Below are 26,469 nucleotides of genomic sequence, written 5' to 3' on the forward strand. Positions count from 1 at the left end.
ACGACAGCCCGATCTCCTGCGAGGTCGGCTTCCGGGAGAGATAATATACCTACGTTAGGTATCTATCAAAGGAGTGCGGACATGGATCCGCTCAGCGATGCGACCACCGGGCTGCTGCCGCACCTGCTCCAGCTGCGGACCCTGCTCAACCGCGGGCAGCTCTACGAGCAGGCCGTTCAGGACGCGGGAGTGGCACTGGACCGGCCCGCCATGACGATCCTGGTCATCCTGGACGCCGCCGAACGCCCGCTGCGGGTCGGCGAGATCGCCACCCGCATGCAGGTCGTCGGGCCCCACGTCACCCGCCACCTCAACAGTCTGGGAAAGCGGGCGATCATCAAGCGCGTCCCCGACCCCGAGGACCAAAGGGCCCGCTTGGTCGCCCTGACGCCCTCCGGGCAGCGGATCGTCCAGCGGTACACCACCGTCGTCAACGGCTGGTTCACCGCGGCGCTCGCCCAGTGGCCCGACCAGGACCGCAGCGACCTCATGCGCCTGCTCGCCCGCCTGACCGGTGACCTGACCACCCAGTTCGACGCCGTCGCCGCGGGCAGCACCCCGACCGAGGGCGAAGGCTGACCTGTGCGATATCCCGTGGGTTCGCCGGGCTGCTTACCTTCGAATTGGCTGCGTTGCCCCAGGTCGGCATGGCACTACGGCGCGGATGGCCCACATGGATCATGCCGGTTCTTCGTGATTCCTGAAGAACCGGCATGATCCACATGCTGTGGCGCGGGGACCGGTGACCGCGAAACGCTCTTCCCTCAGGACGAGTTGCACCCCAGTCAGGATGAACCGCCGGTACTGTCACAGGGCACCCCACGTCCAGCATGTCCTGACCGCCATGGCCTGCAACCTCACCCGAATCGCGGACTGGATCGCCGAGCCGACGACCACCCACCGCCGGCCAACCCGCTTCCATGCCCTCTGCACCGCGGCCGCCTAACCCCAGAAGATCACCAGCAGAGTCACGGCATTGAGACTAGATTTTGATCGAGTACCGCCGCACGGGACCGTGTTCGGTGTTCCGGACGCCCTCGAAAACGCCGCCCTGGTGCTCGATCGTCTTCACCGAGGCAAGGTTGTCGGCTTCGCAGACGATCAGCACCCGGTCCAGGTCGAGCGTCCGCGCCTCGTCGAGTATCCGGCCCAGCGCCCAGGTGGCGAGCCCGCGCCGCCGTGAGGACGGCCGGATACCGTAGCCGATGTGGCCAAACTGCAGCACGTAGTCGTTGAGTCCGTGCCGTAGCGCGATCCCGCCGTGCACCCGGTCGCCCTCGACGATCCATCGGTACGTACAACCCCGGCCGGTCTCCACCGCTTTCGGACCCGACTCATCAGCCAGCAGCATCACCCAGGCCGCGAACCCGTCTGGGGAGTCGACCTCGTCGGACGGCCCCAGCCCGAATCCGTCCTCGTGGAGGCCAGGACCCCACTCATCACGCGCCTCGCGCCAGCCGGCATGTAGACGGACGGTGGGCGCGATCAGTTCAGGCATACGGAAACGATACTGATCCAGACCATCACGATCTACGGCTGGAGTACGAGCGGCCGTCGACGCACGGGTGCCTCCCCTTCGGTGCGGTGATCACCAGCTCGACCAGGGCCCACCGCTCGTCGGAAAAGTGCGTCGGCTGCCGCTTGCGCTCACTCACCCGCTCAGCCTGGCATTCCCAGCGTCGGAGACCGGCCGAATCCGACCGACCCCGAACCATCAAGTGACGACGAACAGTCGTGACATGAGGTTGACGAACTGACGTCGCTGGGCGGCCGTCAAGGGTGCCAACACAGCCTCTTGGACCTCGTCGATCATGGCGTCGAGGTCAAGGAGGACGTCGAAGCCTTGGGGCGTAATCGTCACGATGTTTCGACGCTTGTGATCGGGGTTGACCCTGCGTTCGATGAGGCCGCGGGATTCGAGCTCGGCGAGTGCCGCGGTGACGTCGCTTCGGTCGATCCCGGTATCGCGGCCGAGATCGGCTTGGCTCGCGGGCCCCCACTGTTCGAGTGCGGCGAGCAGCCGGTAGTGGTACCCGCGCAGGCCGTTGCCCTTGGCTTCGAATCCGGCGGCGAGCAATGCCGCGGAGTGCGCATAGGCCTGGCTGATGAGCCAGGTTGGGCGGTCCTTGAGCCGGTCCGCCGTACGGCCGGGCTGAACGGGATGCGCAGGCATGCCTTCAGATTACCAATTGTGGGGACGGCCAACATTCACTATGTTGGACATGCCAACATTGGCTGAGCCAACATAGAAGTCGGCGCAGCACGCATCCACCACCTACTCGCCACGTTCCCGTCACCGGCGGCTACGAACAGGTGGCCGGCCTACACCTCGACCAGCCACGGCTCGTGGCCGGTTTTGAATCCATCATCGAGGAGATCTGACGATGAACACCACGCCCACCAACGAACCCGGTCGGATCCTCGTGGTCGGCCGCAGCCCCAGCGTCCTTGTCGCCACAGTCGACATCTTGCGCGCCAAGGGCTACACCGCCGATGCGACCAACCAGTTCGACCGTGTTCTCGACGACTACGACGTCACCGCCCTCGACGTACTGGTCTTCGGCGGGATGGTCCCGGCCGACACCAAGCAGTACATCCGCGAGGAAGTCTCCAAGCGCAACCGGCAGGTGAGCTTCGTCCAGGGACTCGCCGGCATCGCCGGCGTCATCGCCGCCCAGGTCGAGGCCGTCAACTCCGACGAGCGACGAGGCCCGGACGGCGTCGAGATTGCCTACGACGTCGTCCGCCGGTGCGTACAGCTGACGCTGAGGGAACCCGCGCACGTCAGCGTCGAAGCTCTATGGGTCACCTCATTCATGCCTCCCGAGCCCGAGAGCACCTCGATATGGGTCTTCGAGGGCAATCCCGAGGCCGGGTTCCACGTGATCCCGCTGCCCGACCGGGTGCCGTTCGAAGCCTCCTTCATCACTGTCGCCGTCGACGACCTGGTTCGTGTGTTCACCGTCGGCGCGATGCCCAACGCGGTCACACGGATGGTCCCTACCTCGGCGAACGACAAGCGACTCCCCGAAGTCGGCAAGGTCACCACGAGCAGCAATGACCACTGACGCAGGTGTGGGCAGTTCAGGCTCCCGGCCCGAGCCGCGGGCCCGGACGATGCCAGGACAGCGCCTGGTGAACCTACTGGTCCGAGGCCTACTGCGAACGCCAGGCCTGTCGCGGATCATCGGCACTCGACTGGTCACTCTCTACGTTGTCGGTCGCAAGTCGCGACAGCGCTATGCGATCCCAGTCGCCTACATGGCTCAAGGTGACGATCTCCTGATCGGCACCTCCTTTGGATGGGGACGCAACCTGCGTACCGGCGAGCCAGTCGCGATCCGGCACAGAGGCAAGCGTTGCTGGGCCGATGTGCAGATCTATAGCGAAGAGCCTGAAGTCGTCTCGGCCTACGCCCACATGGCGCGGGTCAACCCGACCTTCGCCAGGTTCAACAGCATCCGCCTCGGCGAGAACGGCGAGCCAGACCGGGACGATCTCCGGCTGGTCTGGCAAAGCGGGGCGCGAGCGCTCAGACTGACCCCGCGATGACAGCAGCCAAGACTCAACAGCACCAACTGCCTTACTAAGACGGTGTCCTACGTGGTGAGACGGACGAACCGTTTGTAGTAGCAGAGGGCGGCGGCGAGTCCGAGGAGGGCCAGGTAGTTGCGGGGATGGCGCTCATAACGGGGTCTGAGTCTGCGGTAGCCGGACAGCCACGACATCGTCCGTTCGATCACCCACCTGAGGCGGCCCAACCGTTAACTGGACTGGAGGGCTTTGCGGGCGATGCGTACGCCGATGCGCTTGCCGCGTAACCATTTTCGCAGGTGGGGAATGTCGTAGGCCTTGTCGGCGTGCAGGTGCTGCGGCTTGAAGTAGCGGCCTCGGTGGGGGTCGTGTCTCCTTACGTTGTTCCTGGGGTTGATTCCGGTCACTCGTAGGATCGGAAGGCCCAGGGATGCTGGGTGTGGCTGCGTGTCTCCAGCCCGGTGGTGGCTTCAAACGATTCGCCGCCCGGCATCCCGCGACGACTCGGCCACTCATTGGGATGCGCGGCAAAAGATCGCTTGGTAAGGACACGCTGGCGAGGTCGTCTGCTGGGACGGATTAAGGAACGACTTCGGAGGCGGCCGTGCCCCAACTGTGGGCTGGTGTGGATGCAGGCAAGGCCGAGCACCACTGCGTGGTCCTCCGTGCTGACGGCAGGCGGAAGCTGTCGCAGCGTGTGGTCAACGACGAGAATGCATTGCTCAAACTGATCAGCGATGTGCTGGAGTTGAGCGACGGTGAGGCGGTGACGTGGGCGATCGACCTCAACGCCGGCGGAGCTGCCCTGATGATCGCGCTGCTCACCGACAACGGGCAAAGGTCCTCTACATCCCCGGCCGCACCGTCCATCACGCCTTCGGCTCCTACCAGGGCGATGGGAAGACGGACGCGAAGGATGTCTTCGTCATTGCGGGGGATGACCAGCGCGACTCCGGCGGGGCGTTTCCAGCGGAAGGGCTCCTCTTCCCGTACGCAGTGCAGGCCATCGAGGTCAAGCGCCGCCGCACCGCCCGCACGACGTACTAGACCACCATCAAGACGATCTACGCGGTCACCAGCCTCGCTCCCGAGCAGGCCACCCCGCAGCGGATCGCCGAACTGATCCGCGGACACTGGCAGGTCGAGGCCCTGCACCGATATTGAAGCCTGAGAACACATCAACCCCGCTGGTGCGACCTCTACCGCCCACCTACTGGGTTCCAGTAGGTGTGGATGCAGGACGGCCGTTCGCACAGTGGCTACTGCTGCTCCCACTGTTCCTTGGTGATCTCGTACCGCACGCCCCCGTGCTCGGAGCCCTCGACCATCTCCATGTCGGGGGGAGTGGGGATGGTGTCCGCGAGCGTCATTTCGAGCTTCTCCATGATGTTGCGCGAACCGTGGTTCACGGCCATTGTCTCAGCCCAGACCATGCGCACACTGAGCTCTGTGAACGCCTTGCTCAGCAAAGCCCGCGAGCCTTCGGTGGCAAAACCCTTACCCCAAGCCGCCTGCCGCAGCCGGTAGCCAAGTTCGGCCTCATCCAGGCGGCCCTGCGGCTCGGGACGCAGGCAGAACCAGCCGATGAACGCACCGCCGTCCTTCTCGTGCGCGGCGAAGAGTCCAAGATCGCCGCCCCACCTCTCGTAGCCGGCGATGATGTTTGGCAGGTGGCGTTCCCGGACAATCTCCGGGGCGGTCGGATTGCCCCCGGTCAGATAGCGCATCACCGCGGCGTCGCTGTCCAACTCGATCAGCAAGTCCGCGTCGTCGGTAGTGAAACGGCGCAAGGTCAGGCGCTCGGTCTCCAGGTAGGTGTCCACAGAGTGGATCATGCCTAAGCGCGGCGGACAGTTCAAAAGGCTTTTTCAGCGAGATGGCCGGTGCCCTGCTGCTGGCACGCGCCGTCGCCGATGCAGCCCTCGCCCTCGCCCTCGCCGACGAAAACCTCGACAGCACGCGCGCCGACCTGCGCAGCCGTACCAATACCGCGTAGGGCCGTGATCCGTGGTCTTCTCTCGGTGTTTCTGGCCCTCAGCGAGGGCTTTGGCGTCTCAGCGGATTACTGCCCGGCGTCGACCAGTTCTTGGTGCTTGACTGCTGCGTCGAACAGCGCCGCGGCTGCTGCGCGGGCGGTCGTCGCTGCGGACGGGTCGCGGTCCATGCGCGCCGAGACTCCCGCGCCGTCGTACAGCAGGTGCAGTTGCCGTGCCAGGTCTTCGGGGGCGGCGACGCCGGCTTCCCGCGCCAGATCCGTGAACAGCGTCCGCACCCAGAGCCGGTAGCGGTCGGCGGCGCCCTCGACCGGACTGCCGTGCCGCACCTCGGCGCTGGCCGTCATGTGCGCACAGCCGTTGAAGTCGGGCTCGGTGAACAGCTGGCCCTGCGCATCGAAAACCCCCAGCAGCCGCTCACGCGGCGTCCGGAACCGAGTCAGGACCCGCTCGACCTGCTCACGGGTATTGACGCGGCGGGCGTCGAGATAGGCCTCGACCAGCTGCTCTTTGCTGCCGAACAGGTTGTAGAGCGACGCCTTGGCCACGCCGGCCTTCTGCACGATGCGGTCGATGCCGACGCTCTGCACGCCTTCGCTGTAGAACAGCTCGTCGGCGGCGGCCAGCAGGCGCTCACGTGCGGACGGTGTCGAGGCGTTGACCTTGCTGGGCATGGGGCATGAAGGTGACCGCCGACGCCAGCGTGTGCTGTGGCTTCGCGAACTGCGCCGAGGTCTGTCCGGAGGTCTTCGCCCTCGACCGGAAATCAGCGAAGGTGTGCGTGCTGAACACGGAACCGCCCGCCAGGGTCGAGGTCCGGCTCGCCCAGTTCCTTGGCTACCACGCCCATCTCGAAAATCTCCTGGATGAAAGCGCGGTTCTCGATGGTCGCGATCGCGCAGTCACCGGCCACGCCCAGATGCGAGCGCTTCAGCACGCCACGATGGTTGCGGCCGATGCGGTTGTCGTCGTGCGGGCCGGGTGCACGATCTCGCCGCCCAGCTCGCCGTTCCGGCCGTGCAGGACGTGCCAGTTGCTGAGCACGTACGGTGTGCCGTCGGCCTTGGCGAACACGATGCAGCCGAGCGTGTCCGGCGTCACCGTCACCGCCCCCACGCTGACTCCGGGCTCGATGGGGTCCAGACGGGTTTTGCGCACCGGGCTTTCGACCTCGGCCACGGTGCGGAACTGCGGCTTGTAGCTGCGTTCGATGACGTCGGTGGGCACCTCGGTGCCGTCCACCGTGGTCGTCCCGGGGATCGGGGTGGTGCCCAGCGCCTCCAGCTCATCTGGCTCGGCCTTGCTCTCCACGGTGAACTGGAGCACCACCTGCTTGCCCCGCCGGCCGCTGGTGACCTTGCGGCCGATGCCAACGGAGGTCACGTTCGGATCCTTCAGCAACTCCTGGCCGCGGGTGGGGATGTAGCGCCGCAACGACCCGATCAGCTCATCCTCGGGGGCTCAGTGTTCCTGGACGGCGAAGTGGTCTTCTTCTCGCCCTTGGTGGCCATGACAGGGTCGTCCCTTCACCAGAGGAGACGGCGCATGCAACGCGCTCCGCGACCCGGCCGACGGCCGGCACCGTGGCCGCTTCAACAGCACCCGATGGCTACAAATAGCAGCCATCCGTAACTCGCTGTATACGAGAATGGTGGCGTCCGGTACGGCATACCCCAGGCCGACTCAGGTCACCAGCTGGTCACCGTCGTCGTCTTGGAGCATGTGGCGGCGTTCCTGTTCGCGTTTGGAGTAGGCGGCTGCCCGGATCGCCTCGTCGCTCTCCAAGCCTGATCCCAGCGCGCCGCCCACCGTGGCGACCGAAGCGACGAACCAGGACAACGTCCAGTATTCCGCGGCATGAAGCGGGCTCCGTGTCGTGGAGGCGAACACTTGGCCGTTGAGGATGAACAGGGCCCACACCAAGTTGATGACGATCAAACCCACGTAGCAGACGAGCACCCCGATACCCACGGTCATGACCGTCGAGGCGTTGTAGAGCCTCGCCCTTTGCCTTGCCTCAGACGAGTGCTCTGCCGTTCGATGCCACAGGTTCGCGTCCACGATCAGCCAACCGATCATGAGCGCGACAGACCCGACCGTGGCGATCACGAGGCGCGGCGCGCTCAGGGACTCGGCCAGGCTCCAGATGGTGGAGTTCACGGTGGCGACGGCTCCCGTGGCGAGTGCGGCCGCCAGGGCTTTCGACAAGCCCGGCACCAAGCGCCACGGCCGGTTGGCGCGGACCATACCGAGGAGCACCCTCAGGTAACCGCGCGGCCCGCTGACGACGTACCGCAGATCAGAGGTCTCCTCCTCACTGACCTGGCCCGGGTGAATAGGCGCGAAACGACTGACAAAGGGAGCCAGCAACGGCTGACTCCGCGGAGATCCCTCCAACCCGGTGGCCCGCGGGCCCGCCAAGCTGAGCACGGCTTCTTCCACGGTCCGCCGGGCCCTCGTCTGCAGGCGCAAGCCCCCCAGCGTAGGAAGAGACAGCAGCGCCAAGCCGTGTTCGTGACTCAGATCCACAACGAGCTTGCGCCCGTGTGAGTGCAGCGGAAGGTCGGTGAGGGCCACGACGATGTCCCAACTCTCCGCTCTTGCGCGGTCCATGATCCGGCGCATCAAGGTGGACGGGTCCTCGGTGCTTGCGGTGAAGGGCTCACTGACCACCTCGACATCGAACCGTCGTCCCTGGCCTGACTTGCCGGCGAGCCGAGCAGGAAGTATCTGGGCCATGCGGTGCGCAATCTCCGTGGGCGCGTCCGGATCCGCCAGGAGAGCCACGACCGTAACGCCCTGAGACGACACCCGCATGGCTCCTTCTCGTCGGCCTGCCCCCGCGATCGCCCGTGCCCACAGGATGCCCCCGAGGCGGAACGCCGACGCTGCGTGACACGCTGGCCCCTGCCAGCAGGTGCAGGCGGTACGGTCAGGTCTCCTCGTCCTCCCCGCACAGGGCCCTGCTCCACCACCGGGCCACGGTTGCGTGCGCCACTGCGAACACCAGCTCCGCGCCACCCCGGGCACCGCGACGAGATCGATCGGCAGCAGGCCGCCGCCGGTTCAACCTCGTCCCGTTATCACCTTCATGGGCGTCACTGCCTCTACGCCGCGCTGGTCCTGCTCGTCCATGTCACCGCGGCGTTCCTGCTCACACCACAGTCGTTGCGTCCCCTCGTCCGACACCAGCACGATGCCGAGTGCCTCTCCATGGCCCGCCACCGGCCGGGCCTTCGTGGCCCCACGGTGCGGAACAGGTTGCCCTTCTTCTCCCGGTGCTCGTGCACAAGGCGGATAGCCATGGCACCCTCACCGGCCGCCGAGACCACCCGTTTGACCGAGCCGCTCCTGACGTTGCCGGCGACGAAAACCCCGGGAAGGGTGGTCTCCAGCAGCGACGCCACCTTGTCGGCATCCGCCAACAGCGGAGTGTGCGCCGCCTAGGAGGCCGTATATCGAAAATGGATCCGGGATACTCCCGAAGCTCGTGTGAGCGGAGCCCGGTGATGGCGCCTGTCGCGCGTTTCCCCGCGCGATCAGGTAATCAGGAACGGTGAACAAGGACGCGACCGACCCCTTCGTGCATGTCCGGGGCGCCAGTGAGAACAACCTGCGGAACATCGATGTCGACGTTCCGCGGGACGCGATGGTCGCCTTCACCGGCGTCTCCGGTTCGGGCAAGTCCTCGCTCGCGTTCGGCACGCTCTACGCGGAGGCCCAGCGGCGCTACTTCGAGTCCGTAGCACCGTACGCCCGAAGGCTGTTGCAACAGGTCGGCGCACCGCACGTGCAGGAAATCACCGGACTGCCACCGGCCGTGGCCCTGCAGCAGCGACGCGGGTCGCCCAGCTCGCGCTCGACGGTCGGCACCATCACCACGCTGTCCAATCTGCTGCGCATGCTGTACTCCCGCGCCGGCACCTATCCGCCCGGGGCCGCGCGGCTGGAGGCCGAGTCGTTCTCACCCAACACCGCGGCCGGTGCCTGCCCGGAGTGCCACGGACTGGGCGTCGTGCACGACGTCGCGGAGGATCTGCTCGTCCCGGACCCCTCGCTGAGCATCCGCGAGGGGGCGATCGCCGCCTGGCCGGGGGCCTGGCAGGGCGCCAACCTGCGCAGTGTCGTGAGCGGCCTGGGGATCGACATCGACCGGCCGTGGCGCAGGCTCAGGAAGAAGGACCGGGACTGGCTGCTGTACACGGACGAGCAGCCCTCCGTGTACATCGAGCCGGAGGAGGACCGCGTCGACTACGGCTACCAGGGCAAGTTCTGGAGCGCCCGCAAGCACGTCATGCACGTCCTCGCCGACTCCAAGAGCGAGAAGATGCGCGAACGGGCGCTCCGGTTCGTCAGGAGTGTGCCCTGCCCCGAGTGTCACGGCAGCGGACTGCGGCCCGAGGCGCTCGCCGTGACCTTCGCCGGACGTTCCATCGCCGAGATCAACGCGATGCCGCTCACCGAGGTCGTGGCGCTGCTGCGGCCCGTCGCGGGGCGGTCCGAGGCCGACGCCACCACGTCGACCGCCCGATCCGGGGAGACGACCGAGGTCGCGGTCCGGATCTGCGGCGATCTGGTCGCGCGGGTCGACGTACTGCTCGACCTGGGCCTCGGATATCTCAGCCTCGGGCGCCGCTCGACGACCCTGTCACCCGGCGAGGCGCAGCGCCTGCGGATCGCCACCCAGCTGCGCTCGGGTCTGTTCGGCGTCGTCTACGTCCTCGACGAGCCCTCCGCGGGCCTGCACCCGGCCGACGCGGAACCGCTCCTTGACGTGCTGGACCGCCTCAAGGCGGCGGGCAACTCGCTGTTCGTCGTGGAGCACGACATGGACGTCGTACGGCGGGCGGACTGGGTGGTCGACATCGGCCCCGGCGCGGGTGAGGGCGGCGGACGCGTGCTGTACAGCGGTCCGGTGGCCGGTCTTGAGGAGGTCGAGGAGTCGGCCACGAGCCAGTACCTGTTCGGGCGCGCCCAGCCGCTCGATCACCGCCCGCGCACACCGCACGGCTGGCTGCACCTGAGCGGCGTCTCCCGCCACAACCTGCACGACGTGTCCGTCGACGTACCGCTCTGCGTACTGACGGCGGTGACCGGCGTGTCCGGTTCCGGAAAGTCGACGCTGGTGACGCAGGTGCTCGCCGAGGTCGTCCGCGGCCACCTCGGGCTCGTGCCGGAGGAGCCCGACGAGGCACAGCTCGAGGTCGACGTGCAGGACGCGTCGGGGCTGGAGTCGTTCGACCGGCTGGTCCGGGTAGACCAACGGCCCATCGGCCGTACACCCCGGTCCAACCTGGCCACGTACACGGGGATGTTCGACGCGGTCCGCAAGCTGTACGCGGCGACGGACGAAGCCAGGGCGCGCGGCTACTCGGCCGGGCGGTTCTCCTTCAACGTGCCCGAAGGGCGGTGCGAGACCTGCCAGGGCGACGGGTTCGTCGCGGTGGAACTGCTCTTCCTGCCCGGGACCTACGCACCGTGCCCGACCTGCAACGGCGCCCGGTACAACGCCGAGACGCTGGAAGTGACCTACCGCGGCAAGAACATCGCGGAGGTGCTGGCGCTGTCCGTCGACGCCGCCGCCAAGTTCCTGTCCGCCGTCCCGGCCGCCTCCCGCAGTCTGGAGACGCTGCGCGAGGTGGGGCTGGGGTACCTGCGGCTGGGCCAGCCCGCGACGGAACTCAGCGGTGGTGAGGCCCAGCGCATCAAACTGGCCACCGAACTGCAGCGGGCCCGCCGCGGGCACGCGCTCTACCTGCTCGACGAGCCGACGGCGGGGCTGCACCCCTCGGACATCGCGCTGCTGCTGCGACAGCTGCACCGGCTCGTCGACGCCGGAAACACGGTCGTCCTCGTCGAGCACGACCTGGACACGGTCGCCACCGCCGACTGGGTCATCGACCTCGGGCCGGGCGGCGGTAACGCGGGCGGGCAGGTGGTCGCGGCGGGCCCACCGGCCAAGGTGGCGAGGGCCCGCCGCAGCGCCACCGCGCCCTATCTCGCGGCCCGGCTCGCGCGCTCCTGACGACGGCTCGAGGGCCCGGCCAGGCGACCAGCCGTGCTGAAACGGCGATCGCGAATCCCCGAGCGCCTGGGGGCGCCCCGGGCCTCGGTGAAGGATTCCCAGTCCCCACCTTTCGCTCCCCGTCCGGCATCTCTGTTCAGTCCTGCGACACGCACCGGGGCTCGACTGCTACAGCAGCCGGTCGAACACCGCGGTCACGCCCTCCCAGTGACTGGTCTGCGGGTTCTTCACATCCGGATCCATGATTTTGAACGTCTCGGCCAGGGCGATGCTGAGACCGCCGATGATCTCGGGGTAGCGCTCTTCGGCCTCCTGGGTGGGTGTCCTGTCGAGGGGAGGGTGCGCGGCGAGCTGTTCCAGGATCGGCTTCAGCTCGACCTCCTCGTCGAGCCGCCGGAACTGATGGATGCTCTCCTGGAGGCCCTTGGTGATCGGTAGGTCCCACGGTTCGACGGTATCCCTGCCGTTGGCCCTGGCCGACGCCTGGCCGACGACCAGCAGGTCGTAGCGCTTGGAGTCGACGAAGTCGCTGTACCGCTTCAGGTCGTTCCTGTCACATCGAGGCTTGCGGCGGCGCGGAAGAACCTCTCGAACTTCGACACACCAGGCCTCCGAGACCGAGACAGACCTAAGGGAGTCCTACTAGGGCTCTACTAGTCTTCTGAGTCAGGAATTCTGTTCAGATGTGTAGGCTTGCTTTATGGTGCGGACGGGGCGGCCGAAGGCCGAGTTGACGCTGTCGGACGAGGAGCGGGCCGCTCTCGAGGGATGGGTGCGACGCCGTTCGACGCCGCAGGCGTGGGCCCTGCGATGTCGGATCATCCTGGCCTGCGCCCAGGGTGCCTCAGGGCAGCTTCACCGACGCCGACAGCCTGGCCCACGCCTTCGAGGGTGCCACCCAGGTGCTCATCGTCTCCGTCGACAAGATGGGCGACGAGGCCGTGCAGCGGCACCGTGCCGCGATCGACGGGGCCGCCGCGGCAGGCGCCCGCCGCATCCTCTACACCAGCCACATGGGCGCCAGCCCGTCGTCGCACTTCCAGCCCTGCCGCGACCACGCCGCCACCGAGGAGGCACTGCGTGCCTGCGGCGTGCCGTCCACCTCGCTGCGTAACGGCTTCTACGCCGCCAGCGCGGTGCAGTTCCTGGGCCACGCCATGCAATCCGGCGAGGTCGTCCTCCCCGCGGACGGGCCGGTCAGTTGGACCGCGCACGCTGACCTCGCCGCCGCAGCCGCCGCCATCCTGGTGGACGAAGGCCGCTTTGAGGGCCCCACGCCGTCGCTCACCGCGGCACAGGCGCTCACCTTCGACGAGATCGCCCGCATCGCCACCGACATAACTGGCCGCACCATCACCAGGATCACCGCACCCGACGACCAGTTCCGGGAGCAGCTAGTGGGCCGCGGCGTCCCCGCCGAGGCGGCAGACCAGCTGCTCGGCATCTTCGCCGCCAGCCGCGCCGCCGAATTCGCCGCCGTCGACCCAACACTGGCCACTTTGCTCGGCCGCGAACCCACCACCCTGGGCATGGTGCTGCGCGAACAGCTGCCCAGCGACTGACCTCGGTCAAGCCCTGCTCATGCAGTAATAACTTCGCTGCTCGGGAGGCTTGAGGAGGCGTGCATTAGACACGTCACCAGGGCTTGATCAAGTTCCGTAGGTGTCCGGATCGTTGGTGATGCCCAGGATGGGGAGTGCTCGTTGGGGCTCGTCGCGGATCGCCCGGGTGGTCTTGGCGATGTTGTCGGCTCCGAGGGTTTTCAGCACGCCGATGGCGAGGTTGCGGAGGGTCGCCACGGCCCGTGGTGCGGTCCGGCGTGGACGTTGGACGCGTCCTCGGCGAAGGTCACATCCCTGATGTGGTGCGAGGAGTTCTCCACTCCCCAGTGCCCGCGAATCGCGTCGGCCAGGTCGGCGGGGCCGGCTTGGTGGGCGTCGAGGCTGGTGACGGCTTAGACACTCCCACGGGTCTCGCGTGTGGGCGGCGGTGGACGCGGATGGCCAGGCGGGCGTGGGGAAAGGCGATTCCGCCGAGTTCGTCGGCGATACCGCAGGTTTTGATCGAGCGGGACTCGCGGCGTCCGTGTCCGGTCCCGGAGGCGGTGTGCTGGACGGGGATGCCCCGCCATGGCAGGGCCGCGAGCTGACGGTGGTCGGTGGGCTGGTTGGCCTTGATCACGGCGATGTAGTGGGCCTTCTTGGTCTCGACCAGCCAGGAGATGTTCGCCTTGACCGAGTGCAGGGCATCGAAGGTGACGGTGGTGCCGGTCAGGACCAGTGGTGCCAGCAGCGGACGGAAGTGTGTGATTTCGTTCGTCTTCGCGCTGACCTCCACCTGGGCGAGGGTCACGACGGTGCCGTGAGTTGCCGCGGAGAGCAGATGCCGGCGCGTCGCGGTGAGACGGGCTGATCCCTTGAGTGCTCTGCCGTCGACAGCGATTACGCGCGGACGCCCGGATGCGGGGGGCGACGGCGCCGGGGCGGGCTCGGTGGCGGCGCGGTGCCGGTTGGCCAGGTAGGCGCCTACCGCCCGGTTCAGGGCGTCACCGTCAACAGCCCCCAGCACACGGCAGATCGTGGCCGGCGACGGAGTCCGGCGCCATCTGAGTAGGTGGCGCCGGATCCCGAGCACTGACAGGAGTGCGTTCGAGGCACGCTGGCCCCACTCGGCGAGTTCGTCGATGCTCCTCGCTCCCGAGACGACCGCGCAGGCGCACACCAGCAGGATCGCGGTCAGCGAGTACCACCGGCCCCGCCGTGCGCGCGGATCGGGTACCGAGTCGGAGTAGGGGCGCAGGTCGGCGATCCGACCTGTGTCCAGCGGACCCAGCTTCACCAGCACGGCAGGAATGGGAGAGGACGCAGCAGCAGGCACGGGCCACCTCATGATCATCGGGCTTAGACATCGCAATGATCACGAAGCCCGTGCCTGCGCTGTTATGCGCCCCAACCGGTCATAACCCGACCAGCCGCACAACCCCGGAACTTGCAACCGCCCTGCATACGTGCGCGGAGTTAGCACCCGTCTCCGCGCTGCCCGAGCCTCAGTCAACCCGTTCATGCATTAACAACTTTGCTGGCCAGCGGAGGGAAAACTGACAATCCAGCCTGCTTCGGCCGGACTGACGTCTCGCGGACATTCTTCGATGACTGAAGCAAGCCGACCCCGGCGAATGTCCGTTTGTCTTCCGTCGAATCGGCGCGAGCAGGATGATGACGGCCATGGGGGGATGGAGAACCGGAACGCGGAACGTGGGCGCGGTCTACGTGGTCCTTGCGCTGGGCGGGATAGGAGGTGCACTGTGGTTCGCCCGTTACTTTCAGCTGGGAGCGGCTGCCACTGCGGCGTCGCTGCTACCCACGCTGGCTCCGTTGTTCATGTCCTGGGTGACCTTCCGGGCAGGCGCGGAACGCGGGGCCGAGCTGCCTCTGGATCAGATCGCGGAACATCTGGCCCAGGCCGTGCAGAGTCAGTGGGAGGCTGAGGCCCGGGTACGGCGCGTCAACGACCCCTACCCCATGGCAGTGGGGTGGAAAGCTGCCCCGGAGGATCTGGTCGAAGAGTGGTCGCTGTTGCGGGCCACGGCTGCCGACTGGCCTGGAGGGCTGCGTGCTGTCCCTGAGGAATGGGCAGCCTCTCCTGAGCAATTGGAAGGGACCGGGGCAGAAATCACACGCACATTCACAGAAAAGGTACCCACGAAGCGGTTGCTAGTGCTTGGAGCGCCTGGGGCAGGCAAGACAGTTCTTCTCTTACGCCTCTTACTGGGGTTGCTCCACAGGCGTCTGGAGAGCGCCGCAACTGGTTCTGTCGCCGCCGTTCCAGTTTTGTTTCCGTTAGCGACATGGAATCCTACGAGACAGGACCTCTACGCCTGGATGTCTCAGCGACTTGCGGCCGACTATCCCAATCTGGCCGACTCCGCCCCCGCACGATTCGGGAAGATTGATCGCGCTCGTGCACTGCTGGATAACCGTCTGATTCTTCCCGTCCTGGACGGTTTCGACGAGATCGCTACTCCTCTCCGGAGTGCCGCTCTCAGTGCGATCAACGAAGCGCTTCCGTTCGGCCATCCTGTCGTTCTCTCAAGCCGTGTTGGGGAATACCGCAATGTGGTGCGTCCCCGTTTCGGGTTTCCGGTGAGGCTGGCAGGAGCAGCAGGTATCGAACTGCGTCCACTAGAGGTCGACGATGCCGCAGCCTACTTGCGCCGTGACGCGGGTGGGAGTGGTTATTCCGCAGACCGCTGGGAACCTGTCACTGCTCGATTGGATACCACGACACCGGTCGGCACAGTGTTGCGCACGCCACTCATGCTGTTCCTGGCACGCACCATCTACAACCCCCGCGTCGGCGAGGGCTACGTGGACCTGCCCCACCCTGGAGAACTTTGCGACACTTCCCGATTCCCCACTCGCGCTGCCATCGAAAGGCATCTGTTCTCCGCTTTCATTCCAGCCGCCTACCGACCCCATCCACGCCACCCCAGCCAGTGGACCCCGCAACAGGCTCAGAGAACTTTTGTCTTCCTGGCGCGTTACCTTCACCTAGCCCTGAACGGCACACCTGATCTGTCCTGGTGGCAGCTGCCGCGAGCTACCCAGCGCAGTATTCCCGCCTTGGTTACTCAGGCCGTATGCTTACTCCTCGGCACGGCTTTCGCAGCCATCGGCTTCATCTTCGCGGCGTCGTCCGATATTCTCACCAAGATCGTGGCCCCGTTGACAGGCGTCCTCCTCGGAGTCATCCTCGGGGTCGTCCTTGTAATGCCAGGCTGGTTGGCCTTCGACACGGAGTCACGCCGCCCCACGTCCGGGCTGCGTTGGACGCCGAACTGGCTCTGGCTGGCTATAGGGACGGTCGCGACTCTTTTCCTGACGAAGGCTGTTCAATTGTCCTTTCCCATGGCCGGAACGGTGGGACTAGCCATCTTCATCACCTTCGGGCTGGGGGCTACAGCCGCTGACACTGCCTTGGAGGTTGGCCCCATGGCACTCTGGTCGCGAGACCGACGCATCTTCTGGGCTCTCACGCTGGCAGTCACCACTACCGCGGGTCTCGGTATCTGGGTGCCCCTAGCCGTGAACGGTGTATCTGCAACCGGTCAGATCACGGCTCTGGGGATCGCATTGTGGCTCGGCTTGACCGTCGCCTTCACGAAGACCGCCTGGGGGGCATTTGCATCAGCTCAGTACCATCTTGCCCTCCGCCACCGCCTGCCCCGCAATCTCATGGCATTCCTGGCTGATGCCCATCAGTACCGGGGCGTGCTACGCCAAGTGGGAGCGGTTTACCAATTTCGACACATCGATCTGCAACGCCACCTCGCTAGTACTCCGGATGGTGACTGATCGCGCAACGGTGCCGCTGCCTATAAGGCCTGTCCCGTAAGTGATGGGCGAGGCATATCGGGCATGACCGCTCCCGTCCGCTGGTAACACAGGTGCGGTGGCAAGATGACGGCTTCGACCATCCTGAGAGGCCACCCTCGTGTCCACGCCCGCCGACTACCTCGCACTGGCGCATACCGAGAAGGACAGCTCCGTCCTGCAGCATCTCGCGCAATGTCCGTACCCCTTCGTCTGGCATGCCCTGGCCACCAATCCCCACACCCCGCCCGCAGCTCTCCTGGAACTGAGCGCAGCCCGCGACAGCGCCTGGAACGACAACAAGCTTCTTCGCCTGCTGGCAGACCATTCCGCTGCGAACCCCATTGTCCTTCGAGCTGTCCTCGATGCCGTGGCAGCGAAGCTCGAGGAGGGCGAACGGCCGTACGCCGCTGTGCTTGCCCTCGCGGACCGTCTGGAACTTGAAGTGGAGGAGGTGAGGAGGCTCGGGGCTCTTCGCGGGACCTCTGGTCGCATACGTCGCCTGCTTGCCCTGCGGCTGAGCTCCCGCATCTGAGCCATCTCGCCGGTCGCGGTGCGATGATCTTGGTGTGGCTGGTGTGATCACGGCGTCGGAGCCGTCCTGGATAACCCGGTTCACCGGGCTGAACCCACGCTCCTTCGGGAAGTTGGTGACCGCACTGCGCCGCGAGGGCGCGGACGCGGCACGACGGGGCCGGCCATGGGGTCTGCCGTTGGAGGATCGAGTACTGCTGGTCGCGGCGTACTGGCGCACAAACTTGACGATGCGCCAGCTGGGCTTACTGTTCGGCGTCTCGAAAGTCGGCCGCGGACCGGATGATCGACCAGGTCGGCCTCTTGTAGATGCTGCCGTGATCGGTGGTCACCGTCTCGGGGGCGAAGAACTGCCGCCCGGCCACTGGGTGCCCAGCCCCCAACGAGGTCCGCGACCTCACTGTTGAGCCCCTGGCCGCGCGCTTCCCTCCAATCCGCGAGGCGGTGCTGCTTCCGCCTCCGCAGCGGGACTGGCTGCTCCCCACCACCCACCGCTACTGCCCGCACCGCGTCCACGGCTACAGCACACCGCAACTACGCTGTACCGAACCGAGATCAGCGGAAATCAGCCCATTGACCCCGGTGGGCGCTATCGTGCCCTTCCGCGCTCAACTGGCCAGGTAAATCGCTCAGTCACCGGAGCTGAGCTGAAGCGCGATGGTTGTCACATGGACAGGCTTGTTGTCACTTCGCGGTGGTGCGTGGCTCTGCAGGGTCGCGGCTCTTGCCTCGCAACTGGCAGGATGGCCGGTTGAGTTGTGCGGCTGAGAGAGGAATCCCGATGTCCGTTCGCTACCAGCTGGTGATCGACTGCGCCGATCCCGGCCGGCAGGCCAACTTCTGGGCCGCCGCACTGGGTTATGAAGTCGCGCCGCCCCCATCCGGTTTCGCGGCATGGGACGACTACTACCGTGACCTGGGGCTACCGGAAGAAGCGTTGACCGGGGGTCCGGACCGGATCAGCGACCCGCAGGGCGGTGGACCGGCCATCTGGTTCCACGTGGTTCCGGACGCGAAGGCTGTGAAGAACCGGCTGCACATCGACATCCACGCCAGCGGCGACCGGACAGACCCGATTGAGACGCGGAAAAAGCGAGTGGACGCCGAGGCCGACCGCCTCGTGGGCTTGGGCGCCACCAACACCGTTGTCATGTACGAAAAACGAATCGACCACTACGCGGTCGGAATGAAGGACCCCGAAGGGAACGAGTTCGACATCAACTGACCAGAGCTCGGTGACAACCAACATGCTTCGCCATCCCACAACGGCCAGGTCACCAGGTCCCGCAGGTGCCAACTGAGCAACGGCTCAGGAGCTCGGCGCCCGCGGGCTCGGCCGCCTCATCGCCTGCAGCACCCATTCTGTGAGTGAGCGCCTACTTGGCTACTGAGTGTGCTACTTGGCCGTGATGCTCAGGTGACGTCGAGCGATGGTTGGCGGATTTGATCCGTAGTTGGCAAGCCTGGTGCTGGGAGCCGCGGCTTACGGTCAGGTTGGGGAACCGCTCCGATGCGCGGGCTGGACGAATTGCTGGTCCCGTACGAGTTGGGCGACGGGCTGGGACGCAGGCTGTCGCTGGGCGGTCCATGGCCGGGCTGGCAGTCGGTGGCCGTCGGCCTCAAAAACCACCGGGGAGCCGTGCTCAGGCAGCCCTTTCGCCGGCCTCGAGGACGGCCTCGATGTCGACCACGACATCGACCATGGCGCTGACGACGACTCCGCCCCGGTCGACCACGTCGTTCCAGCTCACCCCGAAGTCATGGCGATTGATGCGGGTGGTGGCCGTGAAGCCGGCGCGTCTCCTGGGGCCGAGGTTTCGGCCGTCCTCCCACCAGGGGGTGTCCCACTGTCCCAAGTAGGTGACGTCGAAGGTTGCGGGATGCGTGACGCCCCGTACGGTGAGTTCTCCGGTGACCTCGAATTCGGTTGCGCTGACCTGATGAACGCGTGACCCGATGAATGTCCACGTCGGGTGGTGCTCGACGTCGAAGAAATCGGCACTGCGCAGATGGGCGTCACGCTTGGGCTGACCGGTGTACACCTGGGTCGCGTCGATGGTCGCCTCGACGCGGGCCCTCTCCGGGTCTTCGGGGTCGACCTGCAGTCGGCCGTGCACGTTCTTGAGCTGTCCGCGGACGTAGGTGACCATCATGTGCGTGGTGCGGAACTCCGCGCCGGTATGGCCGGGCTCGAAGAACCATTTAGTCGTGGCCATATCGACTCCCCTGGCACCATTGCCCCTGGGGCGGTGAGTTGATCAGAGTCGCAGCATTCGGCGCCAAGGGCCGAGGGCAGTGGCGGCGGGTCCCCGGTGTTCGCTCATGCCCTCGGCGATGAGGGAGATGCCGACGCCCAGCATCCAGACGTCCTTGGCCAGTGGGGTCCCCTGTTCAGTGGGGCGCAGACTGCGTTCCTGACGCACGCCCGGCGTACGCAGGTAGAGCCCGAGAGTGCCGCAGGAGAATGCGGTGAGCGCAGCCCCGGCGACAGCGGCAGGGATAACCGGCAGGAGCAACGCGGTGGCGACGGCGATCTCCCCAGTGGACAGCAGCCGGGCGAACTTCTGGGCGTCGAGCTTGCCCAGGAATGGGTAGGTGGTGGTGGCGAACTGATGGAGCCGCTCAGCGGTGGCCTGGTCCGCCTCGCGTTTCGACAGTCCGGAGTGGAGGAAGAACGCGCCGACGGTGAGCCTGAGTGGCAGTTGCCGCGCTGCGGAACGCCATGCTGAACCCGATGCCACGCCGAGCCTCCCAACTGTCGCCCCCGCCTACCACCATGCCACCCGTCAGAACCATGTCAAACGGGGAGTAGTCGCGGCTGGTGGCGCCTATCCGGGCGGGTGGCAGCCACGCAATCGCGCCTATTACACCTCCCAGGCTGCTCTTGCCGAGCACACGCTTACCTCCGATTCCCCCTGTCGGGTGGCGGAGTAGGAACTCCTATTGGCAATGACTTCAGGCGTCGCCAGCAGATGAGTGCGCATCCGAGGGTGAGGAACGGTTCGTGGATGTCGTCGCGTCACCGGACTCCGGATGCGGAGGCCTGCTGCAACAGGTCGTCGAGGAACTTCGTCCTGATGACGACGGAGAACGACACGGCCAGCCGGCGGCGACGCGCGGCCTCGTCATCGGACAGAGGCGACGAGGAGAGCCACAAGCCGCCGGCGGCGGCGAAGGCCTGTGCCAGTGGGTCGCGGAAGAGTACGTTCTCCCGCTCGGTCTCCAGCGCCCGCACCCTGGCCATCCCCAGCGCCGTGGCCCGCACTCCCGACGGCAGCACCCGCTCCCGCTCATCAGACACCGCGCCAGCCTCGATGATCGATTCCAAGGGCCTGATGAGTGGAGCTAGCTTCATGCGCGGCCAGCCAGTCATGCGCGCACTGACCGCCTACGACGACTAAAACCACCAGTGGGCGAAGATCAACAGTCACCCCATGTAGGCGGCCCCCTCCACTCGAGCACTCGAGTGCGTAGCGCCTGGTGGCGCACTCCTTTGACAGCGAAAGGAGTCGCCTGGCTCGACCAGGGAGTTCGGCCCGCCCAGCACTCCGTAGTGCCTGAGCGACGACCTCGGAGCCGTCGCCACCGCACCGCCCTGAGCTGCCCGAGGTTTGTAGCGGTCGTTCTTGTGTGTTTCAGGCTGCGTTCGGGGTGGTCAACGTTGTCCCGGCTCAGCCGGCTTTCGCCTGAGCGGATATGCCTCCGTCGACCGGCATCGCCACCCCTGTGACGAAGGATGCGCGGGGGCTGCAGAGCCAGGCTGCGGCTTCCGCGATCTCCCGAGGTGCCGCCATGCGCTTTTGGATCTGAGGGGCGATGAACGCCTGCTCCAGGTGCGGGAACTGACGCACGGCCCCATCGATCATCTCGCTGCGGGTGGTGCCGACCACGAGTGCGTTCACGCGGATGCCCTTGTCCCCGTACTCGGCCGCAGACGCACGGGTGATGCCGAGTATGGCGTGTTTGGCGGCGACGTAGGGAACGGACGCGCCCGTTGCGTAACGACCTGCCGTACTGCTGGTGTTGACGATGGACCCGCCCTTGCCCGAGGCCAGCATCACGGGCAACTGGTGCTTCATGCAGTTCCAGACACCACGGACGTTGACGTCCATCGTGCGGTCGTAGACCTCGTCGTCGGTCTCGTGGAGCGAAGCCTCAACGGTGGCGTAACCGGCATTGTTGAAGGCGCAGTCGAGGCTCCCGAACCGGTCCACGGTTGCCTCGACCACCCGGCGGACATCACCGGACTGAGTGACGTCGCCCGGGACGGCCAGTGCGTGGCCGCCCGCGCCGGTGATCTCCGAGGCGAGAGCTCGCAGCCGGTCCCCACGGCGCGCCATCAGGACGACCGCGGCGCCCTCCTGCGCGAACAGCCGTGCAGCGGCCTCACCGATACCGCTGGACGCCCCCGTGATCATCGCCACCTGCCCTGCCAACAGGCCCTCGTGGCGCCCCTGTGTGATCGTCTGTTCGGTCATCCGCGGAGCATACGCCGTGAGGTCCTGGCAGGTCTGGAGATTGCCCGGGGCTCGAAGGCCCCTCCGCCTGCTGACGCGAAGGAGGGGGCCCAACGTTCTGGGCCGGGAGACCGCCCAGCGCATCGCCCGCCACCTCCTCACCTACGTCAACGAGCCGGACGGACAGGCCCGGTTCGCCGAACTGTGAGCGCGGGCCGTGCAGAGTCGAGCCCGGCACTGTGGGAAGCCAGCGTCTGGTCCTCGGTCACCCGGCGGTGATCTGACTGAGAAGGCACGCTCCCACCGGTTGCGGGCCACCATATGTGCCTTCTCCACACGGGTCGTGCCCGACGAACCCGCCCTACCCGGCACTGCACCAACAGGGCCTCCGCTGCCGGTCCCCGACCAGCCGCTGCCGGACCCACTTCGGCGAAACCACCTGACAGCTGACGCGGTCCGCCTGACCGCAGCCAGCTCGATTCATGCAGCACGGGCGATCCCGCCGGGCGGTCCGCACCCGCTTGACGCAGACGCACCACGGGCCGCTCCCGCCCGGCATTCACCGCGGCGACTGGGCTGATCACGACGCCGCATCGACACCACCCGGCACCAGAAACCCCAGCAGCTGATACGTAGTCGGGATTGCCAAGGCGCACGGTGCTGCGGGACCCAGTACACGGATGCCATCTTGTTCGTGTGCAGTCAAGTGCCGTAGCTTCACAAGGAGTTGGCGTCTATCTCGCGGGGGGAACGACCGATGGGACGCACACTTCGGGGACACGGCGGTGCGGTACGGGTGTCCGTACTCGCCATTGCGACGGCGGCGTTCCTGGTCGGCGGGCTCCTCACGCCCGCGGTGGCGGCACCCTCCGATGCCGCGCGCGCCGAATTGCGCGGGATGATCGAGAACGTGACCAGTGCCAACGCTCGCCGCTACGGGGCAACCGACAGCGCCGGGCACAGCATGGACACGGCGAAGGTCATCCAGGATTCCTCCGGCGGTTACCTCGCGGTGTACCACACGATGCTCGGCGACAACCGATTCCATGCCTTTGTCGCGACTTCCACCGACCTGATGAACTGGACGTTCGCCCACGACCTGGGCACCGGTGCCTCGCAGCCGACCATCACCCAGATATCCACGGGTGGTTATGTGATGGCGTGGGAGCAGGATCCCAACAACCACATAGCCGTCCGCTACTACCCCGACCGCGCCCATCTGCTCAGCGGCAGCGCCACGAAGAGCTACGATGCCCCCCGCACACTGTCGTCCTGTGCCGAGGGAACGCCGAACATCTATTCCGTGACGCTCACGCCGGACATCGACCACTCGGTCATCGACATCGGCGGCCACTACTACGCGAACTGCGACGTCGACCGGCAACAGCGCGCCACCTTGACCAACTTCTCCTCCTGGTCGACCTCGGCCCAGTCGAATTTCGACAACGCGCTGCTCTACTGGGGCGTCAAGGGAAATATCGGGGACCGGGACGCGCTCACCTTTCGTGGCTACCAACTGGGTCTGATCGAGGGCCAGTACACGAAGAACGACTTCAGGTCCTGGCGTACCTTCGTCTACGACTACGCCACCGGTAACGCCGATCAGACCACCATTCACACCAACGGTGGCAGCACCGCCTACGCCAACCCCAGCATCACGACGCTGAAAGCGCCGAACGGCAGGACCGCGGTGCTGGTCAGCCTCTTCCTCCCCAGCGAGGGCGCCGCCGCGGGCGAGGCGGGCCAACTGCTGTACTACCGCGAGTACAGCTAGCTACTTGCGCCTGAACAAGCCCGGGTTTTCGCTGGGGTGACACCGGTGTGAGTCGTCCGCCGCCGCCACGGTGGGGGTGGGTCTTGGTGGGCCGGGGGTGGTGGCGATGTTGCGGGTTTCCGGGCCACAGGACGCGTGGTGGGAGGTACTGCTGGAGCAAGGGCGGCAGTTAGCCGCCGAACTGGCCCAGATTCACGCCTCCTTGGATAGCGAGCGGTTCGTCGCCCCGTGGCGGGCAGTGTTCGCCGAACGCCTGGGGCGGCCGCCGGTCACGGTCGACACACTTGTGCGGACGCTGTACCTCAAACACCGCTACCGGCTCGGATACGAGACGCTCTGCCGTGAAGTGGAGGACTCGTTGAGCTGGCGGCAGTTCCGCCGGATCCCGCTGGCTACCCCGGTGCCGCACCCGACCATGCTGGTCAAGCTCGTACGCCGCAGCGGCCCGCAGACCTTCGAACAGCTCAACGCCGCGCTGTTGGGCAAGCTGGTCGAGGACAGCTGCTGCGGTGCCGACAGCTGCCTTTCGACTCCACCGTGATCAAAGCCGACATCGACCACCATCGCCGTGTGTCGCGGATGGTCTCGGCGATCGGCCCACAGTTCAGCCCTGCGGCCACAGCGCGGCGGGAGTCAACTGCACACACGCAAGGGTGGGTACGCCAGAGCGGGATTTCGGTCCACTGCACCACGCGTGCTCCGTGACGATAGCGGGCTCCACCCATACCGGGATCCCCGTGCTGGCGGTAGCGCCCAGGCATTCGCTGAGGAACTCCTCGAAGCTGGTCCCTTTCAGGGCGGGCGACGTTGTATCCCCGGCTCGTCATGCTCGCCGCTTGGTCCAGGGCGAACTGCGCGACGTCACCGACATCGACGGGCTGGATGCGCCGACTGGCCGAAGCGGGGGAGAGGAAGCATCCACCACGCTTTGTCTGCTCCTACCACCATGGCAGACGCCCCACGTACTCGCCGGATCCGGGAATCACCCCCGGGCGCAGGGGGACTGCCGAGTCCCCGAACGGCTCCGTTACCGCACGCTGGAGATCCTTAATGGTGAGGGTTCTTGGCCTGATGACGGCTGATGATGACGCTCCTTGAATTTCCCCACCCCTCGCTCTCAGGTGGGACAGACCTGCTTACCTTGATTCCCCAGCCGCATCGCCTGAACCGCGGTGGAGGGGGCAAGGGTGAGGCCCTTGAGGATGCCCTAGCCGGGGATACTGTCCGCGAGCTGGTCGGCGATGGCGCGGGGTTCACGGCCGAGGAGTTCCCCCAGCAGGGGGTCGACCCCCGCGAAGCGGCCTTCGCGGGCGGCCTGGAAGGTGGCGAGCGTCATCCGGGCCATCACCTCCGGCGTGCCGGCCGCGACCTTGGCGGCGGTCCACTCCTCATCGTCCATCACGGCCCGCTTGATCCTGCGTCCGCTGACCTGGGAGGCCAGTGCGGCGACGTCGTCGAAGGTCACGGCCTGTCGCGCGGTGAGGGTGACCGGTCCGTCGAAGGGGCGGTCACCGGCGAGGATGACGGCGGCCGCCTCGGCGGCGTCGGCACGGTCGGTCCAGGAGACCGGGCCGTCCGCCGGGGTCGTGATCGTGCCGGTCTCCTGCCAGGGGCCGAGCAGCCAGCCCAGGCTGTGGGCGTAGAAGCCGTTGCGCAGTGAGGTCCAGGCGACGCCGGATTCGGCGAGGAGCTGCTCGGTGGCGGCGTGGTCGCGCGCCGGGTGGAAGGGGCTGTCGGCGCCGGCGCCCTGGTGGCTGGTGTAGAGGATGTGCTGGGCTCCTGCCTGGACCGCGGCCTCGATGCCGATGCGGTGCAGGGCGACCGCGTCCGCGTGCGGGTCGTTGGAGGACACGAGTAGGACCTGGTCGGCCCCTTCGAAGGAGTCGCGTAGCGTGGCCGGGTCCTCGTAGGAGCCCTGGCGTACGCGCACGCCGCGGTCGGCGAAGTGCCGGGCCTTGTCGGTGCTGCGGACGCTGACACCGATCTGGTCGGCCGGGATGCGCCCCAGGAGGTTTTTGACGGTGGCGCCGTTGAGGGCGCCGGTCGCACCAGTGATGACGATCATGCTTGTCTTCCTTTCGTACCTGCCCCGCGTGGTCTCGGGCAGGCTGATCTCAGCTGCTGCGCAGCAGCGGTAGCAGGATGTCGTCGACGAGGTGTTCGACGAAGCGTTCATCGCAGCTCTCACCGGCGACGACGATCCGGTGCACGATGACGGCCGGGGCGACCTCTGCGAACAGCTCGGCGGCCCGAGGCGCCAACTGCTCGCCGTGCTCGATCGCCCGGCGCAGCGGCTGGTCGGTCATCGCGGCCTCGTCGCGGCGCAGGATGCGGCGCATCTGCGCCGCGAGCTCGGGATCGCTGCGCATGCCGGCGAACAGCGCACCCAGGAGCCCGATCTCCTGCTCGGCGATCTGCTGCGCCAGCCACTGGACCACGGCCAGCAGGTTCCCGCGCAGGTCTCCCGAGGAGGCTTTCGGTGGGGTGCTGCTCGACCGGCACTCGACTGCGGCAGCCACCAGGGCGGCCTTGTCGCTGTAGCGGCGGTAGATCGTCGTCTTGGCTACCCCGGCGCGGGCGGCGATCGACTCCATGGACAACTGGTCGTAGCCGACCTCGATCAGGAGCAGAAGCGCAGCATCGAGGATGGCCACGTCACGGTTCACATCGCGCGGCCGGCCCGTCGCAGACGTCTCGTCCGAACCAGCGGCACGCGAGCGGGCCAGTGAACTCATCGGCGACCACCTCCTAGTTTCGATACGCTACGGTTGCGTATCCA

At 66.8% G+C, this 26,469-nt stretch carries 24 protein-coding genes and 6 pseudogenes; 12 read left to right on the plus strand and 18 right to left on the minus strand.

Features of this window, described 5'->3' with window-relative positions; translation table 11 throughout:
* Window positions 1-81: 81 nt before the first annotated feature.
* Entirely contained in the window at window positions 82-579 is a 498-nt protein-coding gene (locus ACIPC1_RS13040) for a MarR family winged helix-turn-helix transcriptional regulator (protein WP_402516193.1), read from the plus strand.
* 403 nt (window positions 580-982) lie between these two features.
* On the opposite strand, the gene ACIPC1_RS13045 is transcribed toward ACIPC1_RS13040, so the two are convergent.
* Window positions 983-1,498, minus strand: a complete 516-nt coding sequence (locus tag ACIPC1_RS13045) for a GNAT family N-acetyltransferase (protein ID WP_402516195.1) — start codon at window positions 1,496-1,498, stop codon at window positions 983-985.
* Window positions 1,499-1,714: 216 nt separating this feature from the next.
* Window positions 1,715-2,173 carry a MarR family winged helix-turn-helix transcriptional regulator gene (locus ACIPC1_RS13050; RefSeq protein WP_402516197.1) on the minus strand — a complete coding sequence of 153 codons (459 nt, stop codon included), beginning with the start codon at window positions 2,171-2,173 and terminating at the stop codon, window positions 1,715-1,717.
* 211 nt (window positions 2,174-2,384) lie between these two features.
* Between ACIPC1_RS13050 and ACIPC1_RS13055 the strand changes: the two genes are divergently transcribed.
* Both ACIPC1_RS13055 and ACIPC1_RS13060 read left to right on the plus strand, forming a co-directional pair.
* Window positions 2,385-3,068, plus strand: coding sequence for a hypothetical protein (locus tag ACIPC1_RS13055; RefSeq protein ID WP_402516198.1), 684 nt, complete (start codon window positions 2,385-2,387; stop codon window positions 3,066-3,068).
* 67 nt (window positions 3,069-3,135) lie between these two features.
* Window positions 3,136-3,552 (plus strand): hypothetical protein, encoded by a 417-nt coding sequence (locus ACIPC1_RS13060; RefSeq protein ID WP_402516201.1) that lies wholly within the window; start codon window positions 3,136-3,138, stop codon window positions 3,550-3,552.
* 47 nt (window positions 3,553-3,599) lie between these two features.
* Here the strand turns inward: ACIPC1_RS13060 and ACIPC1_RS13065 are convergent.
* A pseudogene (locus ACIPC1_RS13065) lies at window positions 3,600-3,908 on the minus strand (transposase); the annotation flags it as partial.
* 230 nt (window positions 3,909-4,138) lie between these two features.
* On the opposite strand from ACIPC1_RS13065, the pseudogene ACIPC1_RS13070 reads away from it, so the two are divergent.
* Window positions 4,139-4,467, plus strand: a pseudogene (locus ACIPC1_RS13070) (transposase); the annotation flags it as partial.
* 326 nt (window positions 4,468-4,793) lie between these two features.
* On the opposite strand, the gene ACIPC1_RS13075 reads toward ACIPC1_RS13070, so the two are convergent.
* The 6 genes and pseudogenes from ACIPC1_RS13075 to ACIPC1_RS13100 form a co-directional block, all read right to left on the minus strand.
* Window positions 4,794-5,357 carry a GNAT family N-acetyltransferase gene (locus ACIPC1_RS13075; protein WP_402516203.1) on the minus strand — a complete coding sequence of 188 codons (564 nt, stop codon included), beginning with the start codon at window positions 5,355-5,357 and terminating at the stop codon, window positions 4,794-4,796.
* Window positions 5,358-5,596: 239 nt separating this feature from the next.
* On the minus strand, window positions 5,597-6,202 hold the full coding sequence (locus ACIPC1_RS13080) for a TetR/AcrR family transcriptional regulator (protein ID WP_402516205.1): 606 nt from the start codon (window positions 6,200-6,202) through the stop codon (window positions 5,597-5,599).
* A 92-nt stretch (window positions 6,203-6,294) separates the two neighbouring features.
* Window positions 6,295-6,465, minus strand: coding sequence for a hypothetical protein (locus ACIPC1_RS13085; protein ID WP_402516206.1), 171 nt, complete (start codon window positions 6,463-6,465; stop codon window positions 6,295-6,297).
* Window positions 6,459-6,911 carry a hypothetical protein gene (locus tag ACIPC1_RS13090; protein WP_402516208.1) on the minus strand — a complete coding sequence of 151 codons (453 nt, stop codon included), beginning with the start codon at window positions 6,909-6,911 and terminating at the stop codon, window positions 6,459-6,461. Before ACIPC1_RS13090 ends, ACIPC1_RS13085 begins: the two co-directional genes overlap by 7 nt.
* Before the next feature lie 300 nt (window positions 6,912-7,211).
* A complete protein-coding gene (locus tag ACIPC1_RS13095) occupies window positions 7,212-8,345 on the minus strand; it encodes a hypothetical protein (RefSeq protein ID WP_402516210.1) in 1,134 nt (377 codons plus the stop codon).
* 290 nt (window positions 8,346-8,635) lie between these two features.
* Window positions 8,636-8,926 (minus strand): annotated as a pseudogene (locus tag ACIPC1_RS13100) (hypothetical protein); the annotation flags it as partial.
* Window positions 8,927-9,084: 158 nt separating this feature from the next.
* Between ACIPC1_RS13100 and uvrA the strand changes: the two are divergent.
* Window positions 9,085-11,553, plus strand: coding sequence for an excinuclease ABC subunit UvrA (gene uvrA, locus ACIPC1_RS13105; protein WP_402516212.1), 2,469 nt, complete (start codon window positions 9,085-9,087; stop codon window positions 11,551-11,553).
* A 168-nt stretch (window positions 11,554-11,721) separates the two neighbouring features.
* Here uvrA and ACIPC1_RS13110 read toward each other — a convergent pair whose 3' ends face one another.
* Complete coding sequence (locus ACIPC1_RS13110) at window positions 11,722-12,096, minus strand: DUF1931 family protein (RefSeq protein WP_402516321.1); 375 nt, start codon at window positions 12,094-12,096, stop codon at window positions 11,722-11,724.
* Window positions 12,097-12,392: 296 nt separating this feature from the next.
* Between ACIPC1_RS13110 and ACIPC1_RS13115 the strand changes: the two genes are divergently transcribed.
* On the plus strand, window positions 12,393-13,115 hold the full coding sequence (locus ACIPC1_RS13115) for an NmrA family NAD(P)-binding protein (RefSeq protein ID WP_402516215.1): 723 nt from the start codon (window positions 12,393-12,395) through the stop codon (window positions 13,113-13,115).
* 87 nt (window positions 13,116-13,202) lie between these two features.
* Here ACIPC1_RS13115 and ACIPC1_RS13120 read toward each other — a convergent pair whose 3' ends face one another.
* Window positions 13,203-13,352, minus strand: coding sequence for a hypothetical protein (locus tag ACIPC1_RS13120; protein ID WP_402516218.1), 150 nt, complete (start codon window positions 13,350-13,352; stop codon window positions 13,203-13,205).
* Window positions 13,353-13,401: 49 nt separating this feature from the next.
* A complete protein-coding gene (locus ACIPC1_RS13125; RefSeq protein ID WP_402516220.1) occupies window positions 13,402-14,397 on the minus strand; it encodes an ISAs1 family transposase in 996 nt (331 codons plus the stop codon).
* Between the two features lie 677 nt (window positions 14,398-15,074).
* Here ACIPC1_RS13125 and ACIPC1_RS13130 point away from each other — a divergent pair.
* The 4 genes and pseudogenes from ACIPC1_RS13130 to ACIPC1_RS13145 all read left to right on the plus strand — a co-directional run bounded on the left by ACIPC1_RS13130 (window position 15,075) and on the right by ACIPC1_RS13145 (window position 18,684).
* A complete protein-coding gene (locus ACIPC1_RS13130) occupies window positions 15,075-16,907 on the plus strand; it encodes an NACHT domain-containing protein (protein ID WP_402516324.1) in 1,833 nt (610 codons plus the stop codon).
* 139 nt (window positions 16,908-17,046) lie between these two features.
* Entirely contained in the window at window positions 17,047-17,460 is a 414-nt protein-coding gene (locus tag ACIPC1_RS13135) for a hypothetical protein (RefSeq protein WP_402516223.1), read from the plus strand.
* 34 nt (window positions 17,461-17,494) lie between these two features.
* Window positions 17,495-17,759: pseudogene (locus ACIPC1_RS13140) on the plus strand (transposase family protein); the annotation flags it as partial.
* 481 nt (window positions 17,760-18,240) lie between these two features.
* Window positions 18,241-18,684 carry a VOC family protein gene (locus tag ACIPC1_RS13145; protein WP_402516225.1) on the plus strand — a complete coding sequence of 148 codons (444 nt, stop codon included), beginning with the start codon at window positions 18,241-18,243 and terminating at the stop codon, window positions 18,682-18,684.
* Window positions 18,685-19,102: 418 nt separating this feature from the next.
* Here the strand turns inward: ACIPC1_RS13145 and ACIPC1_RS13150 are convergent, their stop codons facing one another.
* The 4 genes and pseudogenes from ACIPC1_RS13150 to ACIPC1_RS13165 all read right to left on the minus strand — a co-directional run bounded on the left by ACIPC1_RS13150 (window position 19,103) and on the right by ACIPC1_RS13165 (window position 21,937).
* Window positions 19,103-19,675: a YceI family protein gene (locus ACIPC1_RS13150; RefSeq protein ID WP_384393808.1), complete on the minus strand. Its 573-nt coding sequence runs from the start codon at window positions 19,673-19,675 to the stop codon at window positions 19,103-19,105.
* 42 nt (window positions 19,676-19,717) lie between these two features.
* A complete protein-coding gene (locus ACIPC1_RS13155) occupies window positions 19,718-20,200 on the minus strand; it encodes a hypothetical protein (RefSeq protein ID WP_402516228.1) in 483 nt (160 codons plus the stop codon).
* Between the two features lie 281 nt (window positions 20,201-20,481).
* Window positions 20,482-20,724, minus strand: a pseudogene (locus ACIPC1_RS13160) (class I SAM-dependent methyltransferase); the annotation flags it as partial.
* A gap of 406 nt (window positions 20,725-21,130) precedes the next feature.
* Entirely contained in the window at window positions 21,131-21,937 is an 807-nt protein-coding gene (locus tag ACIPC1_RS13165; RefSeq protein WP_402516230.1) for an SDR family NAD(P)-dependent oxidoreductase, read from the minus strand.
* A 736-nt stretch (window positions 21,938-22,673) separates the two neighbouring features.
* On the opposite strand from ACIPC1_RS13165, the gene ACIPC1_RS13170 reads away from it, so the two are divergent.
* Entirely contained in the window at window positions 22,674-23,690 is a 1,017-nt protein-coding gene (locus ACIPC1_RS13170; protein WP_402516233.1) for a hypothetical protein, read from the plus strand.
* 106 nt (window positions 23,691-23,796) lie between these two features.
* Window positions 23,797-24,251: pseudogene (locus ACIPC1_RS13175) on the plus strand (transposase); the annotation flags it as partial.
* A 646-nt stretch (window positions 24,252-24,897) separates the two neighbouring features.
* On the opposite strand, the gene ACIPC1_RS13180 reads toward ACIPC1_RS13175, so the two are convergent.
* Both ACIPC1_RS13180 and ACIPC1_RS13185 read right to left on the minus strand, forming a co-directional pair.
* A complete protein-coding gene (locus ACIPC1_RS13180; protein WP_402516234.1) occupies window positions 24,898-25,755 on the minus strand; it encodes an SDR family oxidoreductase in 858 nt (285 codons plus the stop codon).
* Window positions 25,756-25,804: 49 nt separating this feature from the next.
* Window positions 25,805-26,425: a TetR/AcrR family transcriptional regulator gene (locus ACIPC1_RS13185; protein WP_402516236.1), complete on the minus strand. Its 621-nt coding sequence runs from the start codon at window positions 26,423-26,425 to the stop codon at window positions 25,805-25,807.
* Window positions 26,426-26,469: the final 44 nt, after the last annotated feature.

The sequence above is a fragment of the Streptomyces sp. NPDC087263 genome (genome assembly GCF_044744645.1).
Classification (GTDB): Bacteria; Actinomycetota; Actinomycetes; order Streptomycetales; family Streptomycetaceae; genus Streptomyces.